The organism is Thalassobius vesicularis, assembly GCF_004799325.1.
GTDB classification, from domain to species: Bacteria; Pseudomonadota; Alphaproteobacteria; order Rhodobacterales; family Rhodobacteraceae; genus Thalassobius; species Thalassobius vesicularis.
Genome location: NZ_SSMD01000005.1, coordinates 216,417 through 230,420 on the forward strand (window position 1 = coordinate 216,417; position 14,004 = coordinate 230,420).

The window sequence follows — 14,004 nt, forward strand, 5'->3', positions numbered from 1 at the left end:
CGGGGCGCGGTCAAACCTGTTCCTTGCGCGCGGCGATGGAAATCCCCAACGAGGCAAGGATACAGCCGGTGAACAGGTAGAGACCCCAGGCGACCTCGATCCGGCCGACGCCGATGCCCTTGGCGAGGGTGATGTAGAGCGCGATCAGAAAAATGTCCGCCATCGCCAGCTTGCCCAGCAGGTTCAGAGCGGGCAGCGTGCGCTTGTCCAGCAGGTTGAAATGGATCAGCGCCAGGCCGATGGTCTTCAGGTAGGGCGCGAACAGGGCAAAGGCGGTAACGATCAGCGCCAGAAACACGTCCGTTTCCCACAGGCTTTGCAGGCCCGAGATGACGCTGATCTCGGATAGGCCGAACAGAGGCAACAGCCCCGCGCGCAACAGCGGCGCGAACCAGGCGACGGGAAACAGGACCAAAAGGGACAGGTTGAGGTATTTCAGCATGTCGCTCCTCTCTGGTGGGGCCAAATTCTTTCTAAGAATTTGGACAAGAATTTTTGAAAAATTCTTGTGCGTCACCGGACCGCTTCAATGGGGCCCTCGGCGCGGCCGTGGATGAACTGGTCCAGATACGGATCGCCCGAGGCATCCATCTGCCCAACAGGCCCGGTCCATTTGATTACGCCCTCGTGCAGCATCGCCACGTTATCGGCAATCGCGCGGACGCTGGTCATGTCGTGGGTGATGGTCATGGCCGTGGCGCCCATCTCGACGACGATCTCGCGGATCAGCTCGTTGATGACGCCCGACATGATCGGATCCAGCCCGGTGGTCGGCTCGTCAAAGAAAATGATCTCGGGCTCGGCCGCGATGGCGCGGGCCAGGCCCACGCGCTTTTGCATGCCGCCCGACAGCTCGGCCGGGAACTTGTCAGCCACGTCCGGTTTCAGCCCGACGCGGCGCAGTTTCTCGATGGCGATCTCTCGCGCTTCGGCCTTGGGCCGTTTCAGCGAACCGCGCAGCAGGCGGAAAGCCACGTTCTGCCATACGGGCAACGAGTCAAACAGCGCACCGCCCTGGAACAGCATCCCGAAGCGCGCCAAGAACGCATCGCGGTCGCCCTGCGTCACGTCCTGCCCGTCCAGCGTGATCGTGCCGCTGTCAGGCGTCACCAGCCCCAGCACGCATTTCAGCGCCACCGATTTCCCGGTGCCCGAGCCGCCGATGATCACCATCGACGTGCCCTTGGGGATCGTCAGGTTCACGCCGCGCAGCACGCGGTTGTTGCCAAAGGCCTTGTGGACGTCGTTCAGCTCGATCATGCGGTGAAAAAGACCTCCGTCAGCAGGTAGTTCGCCGCCAGGATCAATACGCTGGCCGCCACCACGGCGGATTTCGTCGCCCGGCCCACGCCTTGCGCGCCGCGGCCCGAGTTCATGCCGTGATAGCACCCCATCAACGCCACGATGAACCCGAAAGCCGCGCCCTTGATCAGGCCGGACACCACGTCGAACGTCTCCAGGAAATCGACGGTGTTGGTCAGATAGGCCGACGCGTTGAAGCCCAGCCGCGAGATGCCGACGAAATAGCCGCCCATGATCCCGATCACGTCGCCCACGCCCACCAGCACCGGCACCGCCAGTGTCGCCGCCAGCACGCGCGGCAGGGTCAGGTATTTCATCGGATGGGTCGACAGGGTGACCAGCGCGTCAATCTGCTCGGTCACTTTCATCGTGCCGATCTCGGCAGCGATCGAGCTTGCCACCCGCGCCGCCACCATCAGCCCGCCCAGCACCGGGCCCAGTTCTCGGACCATGCCAATGGCCACGATCGAGGGCACCACGGCCTCGGCATTGAACCGGCTGCCGCCCGCGTAGATCTGCAAAGCCAGCGCACCGCCCGTGAACAGCGTCGTCATGCCCACCACGGGCAGCGAAAGCCAACCGATCTGGATCAGCGCGGCCAGAAACTCTCGCCCGTAAAACGGTGGGCGGAACAGGTGCGACACGGTTTCCACTGCATACAGCGTGACATGGCCGATCAGGGCCAATGCCGACAAAACCTGCCGACCCAACGCGGCCAGAGGGGCGGTCAGGCTCATGCGCTCACATAGCGGCGGCGATACCGCGCCCCCAAAGAGGTCAGGATTTCATAGCCAATCGTCCCGGCATTATCCGCCAGCATGTCCACGGTCTGATGCGCGTTCAGCAGATCCAGTTCTTTCGGCGTGTCCGCCAGATGCGTCACATCCACGGTGATCAGATCCATCGAGATGCGCCCCACCACCGGACAGGCCACATCGCCCTGATAAACGAACGTCTTCGGCCCCATCGCGCGATGAATCCCATCCGCATAGCCCGCCGAGACGGTCGCGATCCGCGACGGACGCGCCGCCGTCCAGGTGTTGGAATAGCCCACCGTCTCGCCGGCCTCGACCTCGCGGATCTGCACGACGGGCAGGCTGATATGCGCCACGGCGCGCGCCTGCTCGAACGGCAGGCCGCCATACATGCCGATCCCCGGCCGCGTGACGTCGAAATGGTAATCCGGCCCAAGCAGGATCCCCCCGGTGGCCGAGAACGAGCGCGGCACGCCGCAGCCATCCGTCATCTCGCGGAAAGCCAACAATTGCTGGGTGTTCATCGGATGATCCGGCTCGTCCGCGCAGGCCAAGTGCGACATGATCAGCTGGATGTTCTGCGCCAGCGCGATCTCGCGCAACGCCGCCCATTCGGCGGGCTCCATCCCCAGACGGTTCATGCCCGTGTCCAGTTGCACCCCGAACGGATGCCCCGGCAAGGCCTCGACATGGCGCAGCATCTGGTCGATCGAATTCAGCATCGGTACCAGCTGCAAATCGTGGATCATGTCGGTATCCCCCGACATATGCCCCGAGAACACGCAAATCTCCGGCCCCGGCCCCAGCGCCTCGCGCACCGCCGCGGCCTCCTCGCAGGCGGCGACAAAGAACCGCCGCGCCCCGGCCGCCGCCAGCGCCCGCGCCACCCGGCCCGAGCCCAGCCCATAGCCATTGGCCTTCACCACAGCGGCGGTTTCCACCCCGCTGCCGGTCATCGCATCCAAAGCCCGCCAATTTTCGGTCAGGGCCGCCAGGTCAATCGTAAGTGTCGCAGTAGCCATGGCCCGTGTTTTGACAGAGTGCCCGAAATGGTCAAGCGCAATCGCGGCGCCCGCACCCGCCGCTCCCCAAACGGGCAAATCCTCGCTTCTTCTTTTTGAAAATATCCCGGGGGTGAAGGTTGGAAATCCCCGATTTCCAACCGAGGGGGCAGCGCCCCCTCAATACCCGCCGCGGTCCTCCGCGCCTTGCTGCCAGGCTTTGACCAGGTTGCCAAAGCGCGTGAACTGCGCCTCGAACGCCAACTCGACCGTGCCGATGGGGCCGTGACGCTGCTTGCCCACGATCACCTCGGCCTTGCCGTGCAGGCGCTCCATCGCGGCCTTCCACTCTTCCATCCGCTCCAGCTCGTGCTCGCCCGGCTTTTCGCGTTCCTTGTAGTACTCCTCGCGGAACACGAACATCACCACGTCGGCATCCTGCTCGATCGAGCCCGATTCCCGCAGGTCCGAAAGCTGAGGCCGCTTGTCGTCGCGGCTTTCCACCTGACGCGACAGCTGTGACAGCGCGATCACCGGAATGTTCAGCTCTTTCGCGATCGCCTTCATCCCCATCGAGATTTCGGCAATCTCGTTCACCCGGTTATCCGACATGCCGCGGCACAGCTGCAGATAGTCGATGATCAACAGGTCCAGCCCATGCGTCCGCTTCAGGCGGCGCGCCCGTGCGGCCAGCTGGCTGATCGGAATGGCGGGGGTGTCGTCGATGAACAGCGGGCAGGCTTCCAGCTCTTTCGCGGCTTCGACGAAACGGCGGAATTCGGCTTCGGTCATGTCACCCTGACGGATCCGGTGCGACGAAATCTCGGACGCCTCGGCCAGCACACGGCCCGCCAACTGCTCGGCGCTCATTTCGAGCGAGAAGAACCCGACCACGCCGCCATCCACGGTGCCCTCGGTGCCGTCCGACTTGATCCCGCGCTTGTAGGCCTTGGCCACGTTGAACGCGATGTTGGTCGCAAGCGAGGTTTTCCCCATCGACGGACGACCGGCAAGGATCAGCAAGTCCGACGGGTGCAGGCCGCCCAGCTGCTTGTCCAGATCGACCAGCCCGGTCGAGATCCCGGCCATGCCACCGCCGCGTTGATACGCTTCGTTGGTGACGTTGACTGCCTCGGTCACCGCCTTCAGGAACGACACGAACCCGCTGTCGGTCTTGCCCTGCTCGGACAGTTTGTACAGCGCCTGTTCGGCCTCGACGATCTGTTCCTTGGGTTCCGAGGCCACATCCACCCGCGCCGCCTTGGACGCGATGTTGTTGCCCAGCCCGATCAGCTCGCGCCGGATCGCCATGTCATAGATCATCTGCGCATAGTCGCGCGCCGCATAGGCCGAGATCGCCGCCCCCGCCAGACGCGCCAGATAGGCCGGCCCGCCCAGTTCCTTCAGGCCCGGATCGTCCTCCATGAACGCCTTCAGCGTCACCGGGCTGGCCAGCGTGTTCTTGGCGATGCGCGCGGCGGCCACCTCGTAGATGCGTGCGTGCACCGGGTCATAGAAATGCTGCGCCCCGATGATCGCGGCCACCCGGTCATAGATGTCGTTATTGGTCAGAATCGCGCCCAGAAGCTGTTGCTCAGCCTCGATGGAGTGCGGCATCGGGTCGGTGCCCTCGGTCTGCGGCTCGGTCCCGTCAATGCGTGCGATTTCGTTCATCAGTCCCTGTCTCCCAATGGGAGCTGTTCATACAAATCACGGCCCGTCAGGGCAACTTGTATAAATCTGGGGATAACCTGTGGGCGCCCCCGGATGTCATACATGATGCGGCATCCGGGGGCTGTCCGTCAATATCTGGGGTCAGGGCGCCGCACGCGGCAGCGCCCTATCCGAAAGATCACGATTTTTTATGGGCCTCTTGCCAGGCGCGCGGGTTGGTCAGGAAGGCTTCGACTTCTTTCAGCGTCGCCTCGTCAAACGCACCCGAGGCGCGCGCTTCGGCCAGCACATCCCACCAGGTGCACAGGTGGTGCAGCTTAACGCCATGATCGCCCAAGGTTTTCTCGGTCTCGGGGAAAATGCCGTAGTAGAAGATCACCGCCGTATGCCCGCAGGACGCGCCGGTTTCGCGAATCGCGTCCACGAAAGACAGCTTGCTGCCGCCATCGGTGGTCAGATCCTCGACCAGCAGCACACGCTCGCCCTCGGTCATCGCGCCCTCGATGCGGGCGTTGCGGCCGTAGCCCTTTGGCTTCTTGCGCACATATGTCATCGGCAGGGCCATGCGCTCGGCCACCATCGCGGCAAAGGGGATGCCCGCGGTTTCGCCACCGGCGATGTTGTCGAACGCCTCGAACCCGGCCTCGCGCATTACGGTGGCGGTCAGGAAATCCATCAGGGTCGAGCGGATGCGCGGATACGAGATCAGCTTGCGGCAGTCGATATAGGTCGGGCTGGGCAGACCGCTGGCCAGGGTGAACGGCGTTTCCGCGTTAAAGTGCACGGCCTTGATCTCCAGCAGCATGCGGGCGGTCAGGCGGGCGATTTCTTCCTTGGACGGGTGAGAAGAGGGGATCATGTGATATCCTTTCTGGGTGTCCGGAAAATTTCAAATTTTCCGGACAAATTTCTTTGCAAGAAATTTGGCGGTCAAGCGTCGACGTGCCAATGAACCGGGAAACCCGGGTCGAACACGGTCACGGGGCCATCGCCGCTGATGATCTTGGCCGGCCATTGCGCCGCGTCGCCCTTGGTCAGGGTGATCGTGCCCTCGTTCATCGGCTTGCGATAGAAGACCGGCCCGTTGCGCGAGGCGAAGCCTTCCAGCTTGTCCAACGCGCCTTCTTCCTCGAACACATGCGCCAGCAGGGCCATCGTGTTGGTCGCGGTAAAGCATCCGGCGCAGCCGCAGGCGCATTCCTTCAGCGGGTCCACATGCGGCGCGCTATCCGTGCCCAAGAAGAACCGCGTATCGCCCGAGGTGGCCGCAGCGCGCAGCGCCAGGCGGTGTTCTTCGCGCTTGGCGACGGGCAGGCAGTAGTAATGCGGCTTGATCCCGCCCACCAGGATGTGGTTGCGGTTGATGATCAGGTGGTGCGTGGTGATCGTGGCGCCCAGATCGGCGTCGTTGGCCTTCACATACTCGACCCCGTTCGAGGTGGTGATATGTTCCATCACCACGCGCAGTCCGGGGGTGGCGCGGCGGATCGGGTCCAGCACGCGGTCGATGAACACGGCCTCGCGGTCAAAGATGTCCACCGCAGGGTCCGTAACCTCGCCATGCACGCACAGGGGCATGCCGATCTCGGCCATCTTCTCCAGCACCGGGCGCACCTTGTCGAAATCCCGCACGCCCGAGGCCGAGTTGGTTGTCGCCCCGGCCGGGTACAGCTTTACCGCGGTGCAGATGCCTGCCGCATGGGCGGCGGCCACGTCGGCCGGGTCGGTATCCTCGGTCAGGTACAGGGTCATCAGCGGCTCGAACGCCATGCCCTCGGGCAGCGCGGCCATGATCCGCTCGCGGTAGGCGGCGGCCTGGGCACCGGTGACGACGGGCGGCACCAGGTTCGGCATGATGATGGCCCGTGCGAAATGGCGGGCGGTTTCGGGCAGGACGGCCTTCAGCATCGCGCCATCGCGCAGATGCAGGTGCCAGTCGTCGGGGCGTGTGATGGTGATCGAGGTGCTCATACCCTCGCGATTACACCCATCTGGCGCTTTGGACCAGTGGGCAGCGCGTGGATTCTTGCCTCAGGCGGCGGGAAACTGGAACTTGCCCTCGGCTGCGGCCTTTTCCAGCGCGTCCAGCCGGCGGCGGATGCGCGGTGCGTGCATCCGGGCCACCACGTTGCGGCACAGCAGCGTGGCCAGATAGGGGCGATCCTGCACGTCCAGCCGCGCCAGCAACCCGCGCAGATAACCGGGGTGATCGCGACGGGCGCGGTACATTCTGGCAAAGGCAGCCGCCGAGAACGTCCCGCGCCCCGCCTGGCTGAGGACGGCGAAGAGCAGATCCATCGTCAACAGCTCGGTTTGCAGCGCATCGCCCATGTTGGGCATGCGCAGCTTGGTCACGTTGGGGCGCGTGAACAGCGAGGCATGCATCGCATCAAGGTGTTCATGCGGGTCGTAAAAGACAAAGACCTGCTCGGCGGCATCCACCATGTCGGGGCCATAGCCGAAGCGGTCGGTGAACGAGGTGCGGCGCATCTCGGTAAAGCGTTCTTCCCATTCAGTCACGCGCGGGTCCAGCGTGGCCTGCGGCTGCACCGCCAGCACCGTCGCACCGGGGGCCGCCACCGAGAACGCCGCCGCCGCATAACCGCAGGGGCCGGCGCCGTAGAACACGACGCGCTCGAATTCCTCAAAGAACCCATCGTCGATCAGCTGGTCGAACATCGCGTAAACCGCCGGGTCGCGGAACCAGGTGTCGCCGTCCGAGATCAGCGCCAGATGCGACCAGCCATGCTCGCGCGCGATTTCCCAGCCAAAGGGTTGCGCGGTTTCCGACAGGGCCTGGATGCCCTGATACGACTCGAACGTCACGATCAGTGTTTCGTCCTGGTCAACGAAGGACGCGAAATGGCGGTCGCCCAAAGGCTCGAAAAACCCGGTTTCCTCCGAGATTTCCTGGAGTTTTCCCAGCCAGGACGGCCGTTTTAGGCCGTTCATGGGGGTTTCCAGCAGTTTCTTCAGATCGGTCATGCCATACTTCCTTCGGAGTCTGCGCCCTGCACACTCTTATCTATGCAAGTTGACTACTGCTCCATTGGGGCGAAAATGCGGAAAATCCTAGGGCTTTGTAGGGGGCTTTGTGGACAATTCCTGTGCGCGCCGGGCATGCTGGGTCAGATAGCGCGCGGCTTGCGGCGGAACAGGGCGCGCGGGCGGGGTCATCATCAGCCGCCCCATCAGCGCGCGATAGGGTTCATGTTCCAGCAACTCGACCAGCCGGGATTTGCGCCATGCCACAGCGTTTTCATGCAGCTCGGCCAGCACCGGATCGGCCATCAGCGCCGCCAGTTCCGCGCGCATCTTCGGCGTCATCGCGTGGATCGAGCGATCCTCCTCCACGCACCAGTTCCGTTCGACCCAATAGTCCATGCCCAGCATGTGGTCGGAATGCACGGCGCGGCCACGATCGGCCTTCAGCAGATAACTCTCCATCGCGCCCAGCGGATAGTGGTTCAGCTGCGCCAGCTTGTAGTTCGGCTGGCCGTAATTGCTGAAAATCCGCGTGGTCTTGAACTTGTCGTCCAGCTCGCGCCCTTCGCCATCGAACCAGCGCGCGTCCGCCAGCCGGTCGGCGCGCGGCTCGCGTGGGCGGTGGACGCCCAGCTTGCCGTAAGAGCCGTCATTGCGATGCAGCGTCTTGAACATCGCGCTGCGCCACGGCCAGTACAGGATTTCGGGGGCTGCATGGGTGAACTGCTCGGTGATCGGCTTGTCCTCGTAGGGTACGATCCCGGCATTGCCGAACAGCCGCCATGTCAGCGTGATCGCGGTCGCCTCGGGTAGGGCGCGGGTCAGCGCCTGTACGGTCCGGTCGCCCACATGGATGTTGACGAATTCGTCCACGTCCAGCGGCAGCACCCAATCCGCCCGCCGCACCACCGGCAGGTCCGAGGCCCGGTTCAGCGCCGTGAACTGGATGCCCTGCGCGTCATACGGCCCCTCGTTACGCTTGTGCACGACCAGCCCCATCTCGGCCAGCCGGTCCAGCATCGCATCCGTGCCGTCCTGGCAGTCGTTCGAGAACACAAGGAATTCGCCGAACCCGCAGGCGCGGTGATGCGCCAGCCATTCCAGCAGAAAACCCGCCTCGTTTCGCACGCTCAGGATGGCAAGGAAGGTGTCGGGCATCTCAGCTATCCATATCCAGCGCCAGCGCCCAGGCGACGCGTTCCGTTTCGGTCAGTTTCACCGCCAGCGCCTGTTCATAGAGCTCCTGAAACTCGGGCATGGCGTGCAGTTCATCCGCCTTGGCGCGGTGCCATTTCAGCCCGCGCTCGTGCAGGTCACGCAAGGCGTCATCCTGCATCAGCCGGTCATATTCAGCCCTCACGCGCGGGATGTTGCGTTGGATCGTCAGGTCGCGGTGGTCGTTCCAGTCCATCCGTATCCAGTAATTCAACCCGATCGAGCGGTCCACATGCAGCGCCCGCCCGCGTTGGCGTTTGACCAGAAAACTCTCGGCCGAGCGCAGCGCGTAATGGTTCAGCTGGATCAGGTCATAACCGATGGATTTTTTCGAGCTGCGCCAACCATTTCGGATCGCCTCGCCGGTCATGTCCTGACCCGATCCGTTCACCCATTTCACCTGCCCCTCCATCCCGTCGGTCAACTTGTTGGGGCGGTGGCAGCTGAGCTTGCCATAGGCGCCGATATTGCGGAACAGCGTCTTGAAGCCCCAGACGGTGTGCGGCTTGGGGCAGAATTTCGGGGCGCAGCGGTCGAATTGCTCGATCACGAAACGGTCGGCCAGATTGGTGACGCCCGAATGGCCGAACAGCCGCCATGTCATCGCCACGTTGGTGGCATCCGGCACGGCGTCAAACAGCGCGGCCAAGGTGCCGTTACCGCAGCGGATATTCATGAACTCGTCCACGTCGATATGTGCGATCCATCTGGCGGCCTGCATCACCGGCTCTTTCAGCGCCTGATCCAGCGCGTATTGCTGGGGCGAGTTGCCTTTCCACGCGTCGTTATTGCGGTGGGTGATGATGCCCATCGCGTCCAGACGGGTCAGGATTTCCTCGGTCCCGTCGCTGCAATCGTTTGAGTAGATGAGGAAATTTTCCACCCCGATCGCGCGGTGATAGGCGATCCATTCAACGATATAAGGCGCCTCGTTCTTCATGCAGCCGACGATGACGGTGCCGGTTTTTGCCTCGCTCGTTGGATAGGCGGGGCCGGGGACGCCTTCGTTGATGCTGCCCAGCCGGTCATGCGGCTTGAACGAGGAATGTTGCAACCGCGCGAAATTCTCCAACGCCTGAGGCGGCATCAACGCCTGCGCCTGTGCGCTGGGGCCGTTGGTGGGCTTGGCAGCGGACGGGCGCGCGGCGCGTTTCTCGGTCCGGGTGTGGCGGTCGATCCGGGCCATGAAGGCCAGCAGGTATTGCGTCGCGCGATAGCCGTTTTGCGGGTCGTCCTCTTGCCACGCGGGCAGGGGGGCGTCCGGCGTCAGGCAGGAGGCCAACGCGGGGTTGGCGGCGATCAGCGCGGCGTTCACCTCCGCGAACCCCTCGGAAATCGCGGCCAGAGACCCCGGTGCAATCGGCGGGCCGTCCAGCGCGATCTCCTCCATGAACCCTTTCCACAGCTTGCGCGAGACGATCCGGTCTGACCGTGCCAGCAGCCGCAGCAGCAGGTCGTTCAACTGCCGCCCCCGCGCCACATGCGCCGCAGATGGGGCGGACGTCTCGGCCTCCTCGGCCTTGCCGATCTGCGCCTCGATCCCGAATGCCGAGCGGAGTTCATCTGTCACCAGCTCAGACCCGAACAGCACCGCATCATAGGGCCGCAACGTGACCGACCCCGCGCCGAACACCGCCTCCCACTCTTGCACAAGGCGCGGGTAGTCCAGCCAGAAGGCGGGGCATTGGGTTTCCTGAAACTGCGCCTTTTCAGGCTCGATCCGGTGCCCGTCCAACAGCGCGTCGTCCCACCAATCGGCGCTGCCCGCCATCTCCTGCTCCAAGGCCAGCGAGGCGGCGCGTCCCTCCATCACCTGTTGTGCATAGTGGCGGGCCAGCAGGCGGGCCTGTTCGTCCACATGGGCGATGATGCGGATGTCCTGCGACAGCGGCAGCAGCAGATCGCGCAGCCGTTCCAATTCCGAGGGCCGCGACAGGCCGCACAGCTGGCTGCACGACAGGATCAGCACCTCGGGCTTGTGCGTCTCGACCTCGGACGCCAGTTTGCGCGCCAGATCAGTGCGCAACTGCTCTTGCACCGATGCCTCGCCAAAGCCGCGCGCGTGGCGTAGCGGGTCGACATGGTCGGGGTCCGTTACGGCCATGAACAGCCGGGTATGGTTCCGCGCCCCCGGAGAGCGCGCGTAAAGAAACCCCTTACCGATCAGCTGCTCGCGCTTGGCGGCCAGAACCTCTTGCAGTCGCGCGGCGCCGCATTGTTCCAGCCCGATATGTAGATCAATACGCATCAGACAGGTTCCGCCGCGGGGTCGACGCCGGGATTGCGGTTGGCCTTGCCCCACCAGCCGATCTCGATCCCCAGAAACGCGCCCAACTGCGCGCGCGCGTCCGCGGCCTGCATGTCCAGCAGCAGAAACTGCGGGCTGTCCTGAAACAGCCGCTCCAGATGCGCGTAATGGGCGCTGATCCATTGCGTGCGCTGTGCGTCCGTCGCCCCGTAGCCGCGCGGCAGGCCCGGCACATGGCCGTCCGGCAACCGTTCACTGCCCAGGTTTGACCACCGCAAGATCGAGCTCGACATCGCCGTCGCAGGCCGCCACGAGGCCACGAACTTCGCACCGGGATGGTGGCTGCGGATCGCCTCGATCAGGCCGAAATCCATCTGCGGCCACAGCGAATGCCCCTCGCGCAGGGTACTGAGTTCCGAGAACCCGTCGAACAGATCCAACCCGTGCAGCGGATCGCCGGTTTCGAAATAGCCGCGATACATCAGATCGCCCAGAAACGCGTCATGCAGGCTCTTGTCCGGGGTCTGGCGTTTGCGGATGCGGTAATCGGCCACGCGCAAACCAGACAGGCGCAGCGCCCGCGCCAGCGTCGTCGTGCCGGATTTGGGCAGGCCCAGATTGATGATGCGCAGTCGCTCGCTCATGCCTCGACCCCCAGTTTGGCCATCAGCGCCAGTTCGGCGTCGATCAGGGCAGGGGCCGTGAGCAGCTGGTCGCGCATCTGGCGGTACGCGTCCTGCTGCATCAGCGCATCGCGCCGCGCCCGGTGGCGGGCCACGCAGTCGTCATGCAGGGCGGCAATCTCGGGGTCGGATTTCAGCCGCGCAATCTCGGCCTCCAGCGCCGGCAGCATCCGCAGGATCGAGGTCTCCTCAACCCCGCCGTCATTCCGTTCCCGCCAATAGGTATCGTCAAAGGCGCGGTTGGCGCGGTTCACGTCGCCCCTGTCGTTCTTGACCAGATAACTGTCCAATGACCGCAGCGCGTAATGGTTCAGTGTCGCGAAATCGCGCGCGCCCTTGGCCGGAAACTTGCGGATGCGGCGCGGATTGGCGGCGATCAGGAACTTGTGCGGCACCTCGCGCCCCGATCCATCCGTCCAGCGCGGGTGCTTGCGCGGAGGCAGCTTCTCTCGGAAAAACGGCCGATGCGCGCCGAAGTATTTCAACGGGAAATCCTTGCGCATCAAGGTCTTGACCTCGATCGCCAACTCGCCGCACCAGATGTCGGGGTTATGTGTCCGCCTGAATTGCGCAATGACTGGGCGGTCCTCGTGCCGCTCAACCCCGGCATTGGCGAAAAACTGGAACGTGACCGAGATCGCCTGAGGATCACCACAAGCCGCAATCAGCGCCGGGATGGTGTGATCGCCCACATGGATGTTCAGAAACTCGTCCACATCAGCGACCCAGACCCAATCAGCGCCGCTGATGACATCCTGCTTCTGCGCATCGCGCAGCGCCTCCATCTGGTAATTCCGCCCCTCGGCCGGGTTCGGCAGATGCCGCACGATCCTCCGCGCCGCCAGCGCATCCAGCAAGGCATACGTCCCATCCGTGCAATCGTTCGAGTAGAACAGGAAATCGCGCACCCCGATCACCCGCTGATAGGCGATCCATTCCAGCAGGAACGGCCCCTCGTTCTTGACGCAGGTAACGGCGGCGATCCGCATCGCGCTCTGATCGTGTTGCTCACTCATGACGGCACTGCCCATGCTCCGGTTGCGGGTCTGCCCGTTCTACCCCGGAAATCCTTACCGGAATCATGACAGCCTCGGCCCCCAGCGTCAACGTCACCCCGCATCTGCGCCTTTGGTGCTACTTGACGCGCCCCCCCGCGCCTGCATGGATGGGGAACGGGAGGACGGACATGAGCGACATCACTTCAATCGACGACGTGCAAACCGCGCTGGCACAGCAGAACTACGTCTGCGGCCGCGCCCTGGCCACGGTGACCTTTCTGTCGCTGAAACTGGGCCGCCCGCTGTTCCTCGAGGGCGAGGCCGGCACCGGCAAGACCGAGATCGCCAAGGCCATCGCCACCGCCCTCGGCCGCCGCCTGATCCGACTGCAATGCTACGAAGGGCTGGACGCCGCCAGCGCCGTCTACGAATGGAACTTCGCCGCCCAGATGATCGCCATCCGCACCGCCGAGGCGTCAGGCGGCGCCAACCGCGACGCCCTGAAAACGGAACTCTTCACCGAGGACTACCTGATCGAACGCCCCCTCCTGCAGGCCATGCGCCCGCAACCCGGTGGCGCCCCCGTCCTGCTGATCGACGAGTTGGACCGCACCGACGAACCGTTCGAGGCCTTCCTGCTCGAAGCCCTCTCCGACTTCCAGGTCACCATCCCGGAACTCGGCACCATCCACGCGCCCGAACCGCCCATCGTCATCCTCACCTCCAACCGCACCCGCGAGGTGCACGACGCCCTCAAGCGCCGCTGCCTCTACCATTGGGTCGACTACCCCACCTTCGACCGCGAACTCGACATCCTGCACGCCCGCGCCCCCGAAGCCGCAGAATCCCTCTCGCGCGAGGTTGTCGCCTTCGTCCAGCGCCTGCGCACCGAGGACCTGTTCAAGAAACCCGGCGTGGCCGAAACCATCGACTGGGCCAAATGCCTGCTCGCCCTCGACGTGCTCTCGCTCTCGCCCGAAGTCATCGCCGACACCATCGGCGCCATCCTCAAATACCAGGACGACATCCAGCGCCTGCAAGGCTCCGAGGCCAAGCGCCTGCTGGACGACTCCCGCGCCGCCCTCGCGCCCGCCTGATGCTTCTTCTTTTTGCAAATATCCTCGGGGGGTGTGGGGGGCAGAC

General features: G+C 64.2%; 13 protein-coding genes. 1 reads left to right on the forward strand and 12 read right to left on the reverse strand.

The genetic code is table 11. From position 1 onward, the window contains the following. Positions 1-10 precede the first annotated feature (10 nt). From E7681_RS12065 to E7681_RS12120, 12 genes are all read right to left on the reverse strand, one after another. Complete coding sequence (locus E7681_RS12065; protein WP_136339553.1) at positions 11-442, reverse strand: paraquat-inducible protein A; 432 nt, start codon at positions 440-442, stop codon at positions 11-13. A gap of 71 nt (positions 443-513) precedes the next feature. Next, positions 514-1,260 carry an ABC transporter ATP-binding protein gene (locus tag E7681_RS12070; protein ID WP_136339554.1) on the reverse strand — a complete coding sequence of 249 codons (747 nt, stop codon included), beginning with the start codon at positions 1,258-1,260 and terminating at the stop codon, positions 514-516. Next, on the reverse strand, positions 1,257-2,039 hold the full coding sequence (locus E7681_RS12075) for an MlaE family ABC transporter permease (protein WP_136339555.1): 783 nt from the start codon (positions 2,037-2,039) through the stop codon (positions 1,257-1,259). Before E7681_RS12075 ends, E7681_RS12070 begins: the two co-directional genes overlap by 4 nt. Then, the gene (alr, locus tag E7681_RS12080) at positions 2,036-3,079 is read right to left on the reverse strand and encodes an alanine racemase (RefSeq protein WP_136339556.1); all 1,044 of its coding nucleotides are present in this window, start codon (positions 3,077-3,079) and stop codon (positions 2,036-2,038) included. Before alr ends, E7681_RS12075 begins: the two co-directional genes overlap by 4 nt. A 159-nt stretch (positions 3,080-3,238) precedes the next feature. Continuing rightward, positions 3,239-4,732 carry a replicative DNA helicase gene (locus E7681_RS12085; RefSeq protein ID WP_136339557.1) on the reverse strand — a complete coding sequence of 498 codons (1,494 nt, stop codon included), beginning with the start codon at positions 4,730-4,732 and terminating at the stop codon, positions 3,239-3,241. Positions 4,733-4,910: 178 nt separating this feature from the next. Continuing rightward, a complete protein-coding gene (locus tag E7681_RS12090; protein ID WP_136339558.1) occupies positions 4,911-5,591 on the reverse strand; it encodes an orotate phosphoribosyltransferase in 681 nt (226 codons plus the stop codon). A gap of 71 nt (positions 5,592-5,662) precedes the next feature. Then, on the reverse strand, positions 5,663-6,703 hold the full coding sequence (pyrC, locus tag E7681_RS12095; protein ID WP_136339559.1) for a dihydroorotase: 1,041 nt from the start codon (positions 6,701-6,703) through the stop codon (positions 5,663-5,665). 60 nt (positions 6,704-6,763) lie between these two features. Then, positions 6,764-7,717 carry a phosphoadenosine phosphosulfate reductase gene (locus tag E7681_RS12100; protein ID WP_136339560.1) on the reverse strand — a complete coding sequence of 318 codons (954 nt, stop codon included), beginning with the start codon at positions 7,715-7,717 and terminating at the stop codon, positions 6,764-6,766. 87 nt (positions 7,718-7,804) lie between these two features. Then, positions 7,805-8,875, reverse strand: a complete 1,071-nt coding sequence (locus E7681_RS12105; RefSeq protein ID WP_136339561.1) for a glycosyltransferase family 2 protein — start codon at positions 8,873-8,875, stop codon at positions 7,805-7,807. Between the two features lies 1 nt (position 8,876). Then, positions 8,877-11,180, reverse strand: coding sequence for a glycosyltransferase family 2 protein (locus E7681_RS12110; protein ID WP_136339562.1), 2,304 nt, complete (start codon positions 11,178-11,180; stop codon positions 8,877-8,879). After that, a complete protein-coding gene (locus E7681_RS12115; protein WP_136339563.1) occupies positions 11,180-11,824 on the reverse strand; it encodes a sulfotransferase family protein in 645 nt (214 codons plus the stop codon). Before E7681_RS12115 ends, E7681_RS12110 begins: the two co-directional genes overlap by 1 nt. Beyond that, the gene (locus E7681_RS12120) at positions 11,821-12,852 is read right to left on the reverse strand and encodes a glycosyltransferase family 2 protein (protein ID WP_136339685.1); all 1,032 of its coding nucleotides are present in this window, start codon (positions 12,850-12,852) and stop codon (positions 11,821-11,823) included. The genes E7681_RS12115 and E7681_RS12120 overlap by 4 nt, the downstream gene beginning before the upstream one ends. 197 nt (positions 12,853-13,049) lie before the next feature. Here E7681_RS12120 and E7681_RS12125 point away from each other — a divergent pair, with 197 nt between their 5' ends. Further along, entirely contained in the window at positions 13,050-13,958 is a 909-nt protein-coding gene (locus E7681_RS12125) for an AAA family ATPase (RefSeq protein WP_136339564.1), read from the forward strand. Positions 13,959-14,004 lie beyond the last annotated feature (46 nt).

What these genes read in the sequence shown, in the direction of transcription:
- E7681_RS12065 (WP_136339553.1), bottom strand. Translation starts at nt 442, where the DNA reads ATGCTGAAATACCTCAACCTGTCCCTTTTGGTCCTGTTTCCCGTCGCC.
- E7681_RS12115 (WP_136339563.1), bottom strand. Translation starts at nt 11,824, where the DNA reads ATGAGCGAGCGACTGCGCATCATCAATCTGGGCCTGCCCAAATCCGGC.
- E7681_RS12110 (WP_136339562.1), bottom strand. Translation starts at nt 11,180, where the DNA reads ATGCGTATTGATCTACATATCGGGCTGGAACAATGCGGCGCCGCGCGA.
- pyrC (WP_136339559.1), bottom strand. Translation starts at nt 6,703, where the DNA reads ATGAGCACCTCGATCACCATCACACGCCCCGACGACTGGCACCTGCAT.
- E7681_RS12120 (WP_136339685.1), bottom strand. Translation starts at nt 12,852, where the DNA reads ATGCGGATCGCCGCCGTTACCTGCGTCAAGAACGAGGGGCCGTTCCTG.
- E7681_RS12090 (WP_136339558.1), bottom strand. Translation starts at nt 5,591, where the DNA reads ATGATCCCCTCTTCTCACCCGTCCAAGGAAGAAATCGCCCGCCTGACC.
- E7681_RS12100 (WP_136339560.1), bottom strand. Translation starts at nt 7,717, where the DNA reads ATGACCGATCTGAAGAAACTGCTGGAAACCCCCATGAACGGCCTAAAA.
- E7681_RS12070 (WP_136339554.1), bottom strand. Translation starts at nt 1,260, where the DNA reads ATGATCGAGCTGAACGACGTCCACAAGGCCTTTGGCAACAACCGCGTG.
- alr (WP_136339556.1), bottom strand. Translation starts at nt 3,079, where the DNA reads ATGGCTACTGCGACACTTACGATTGACCTGGCGGCCCTGACCGAAAAT.
- E7681_RS12075 (WP_136339555.1), bottom strand. Translation starts at nt 2,039, where the DNA reads ATGAGCCTGACCGCCCCTCTGGCCGCGTTGGGTCGGCAGGTTTTGTCG.
- E7681_RS12085 (WP_136339557.1), bottom strand. Translation starts at nt 4,732, where the DNA reads ATGAACGAAATCGCACGCATTGACGGGACCGAGCCGCAGACCGAGGGC.
- E7681_RS12125 (WP_136339564.1), top strand. Translation starts at nt 13,050, where the DNA reads ATGAGCGACATCACTTCAATCGACGACGTGCAAACCGCGCTGGCACAG.
- E7681_RS12105 (WP_136339561.1), bottom strand. Translation starts at nt 8,875, where the DNA reads ATGCCCGACACCTTCCTTGCCATCCTGAGCGTGCGAAACGAGGCGGGT.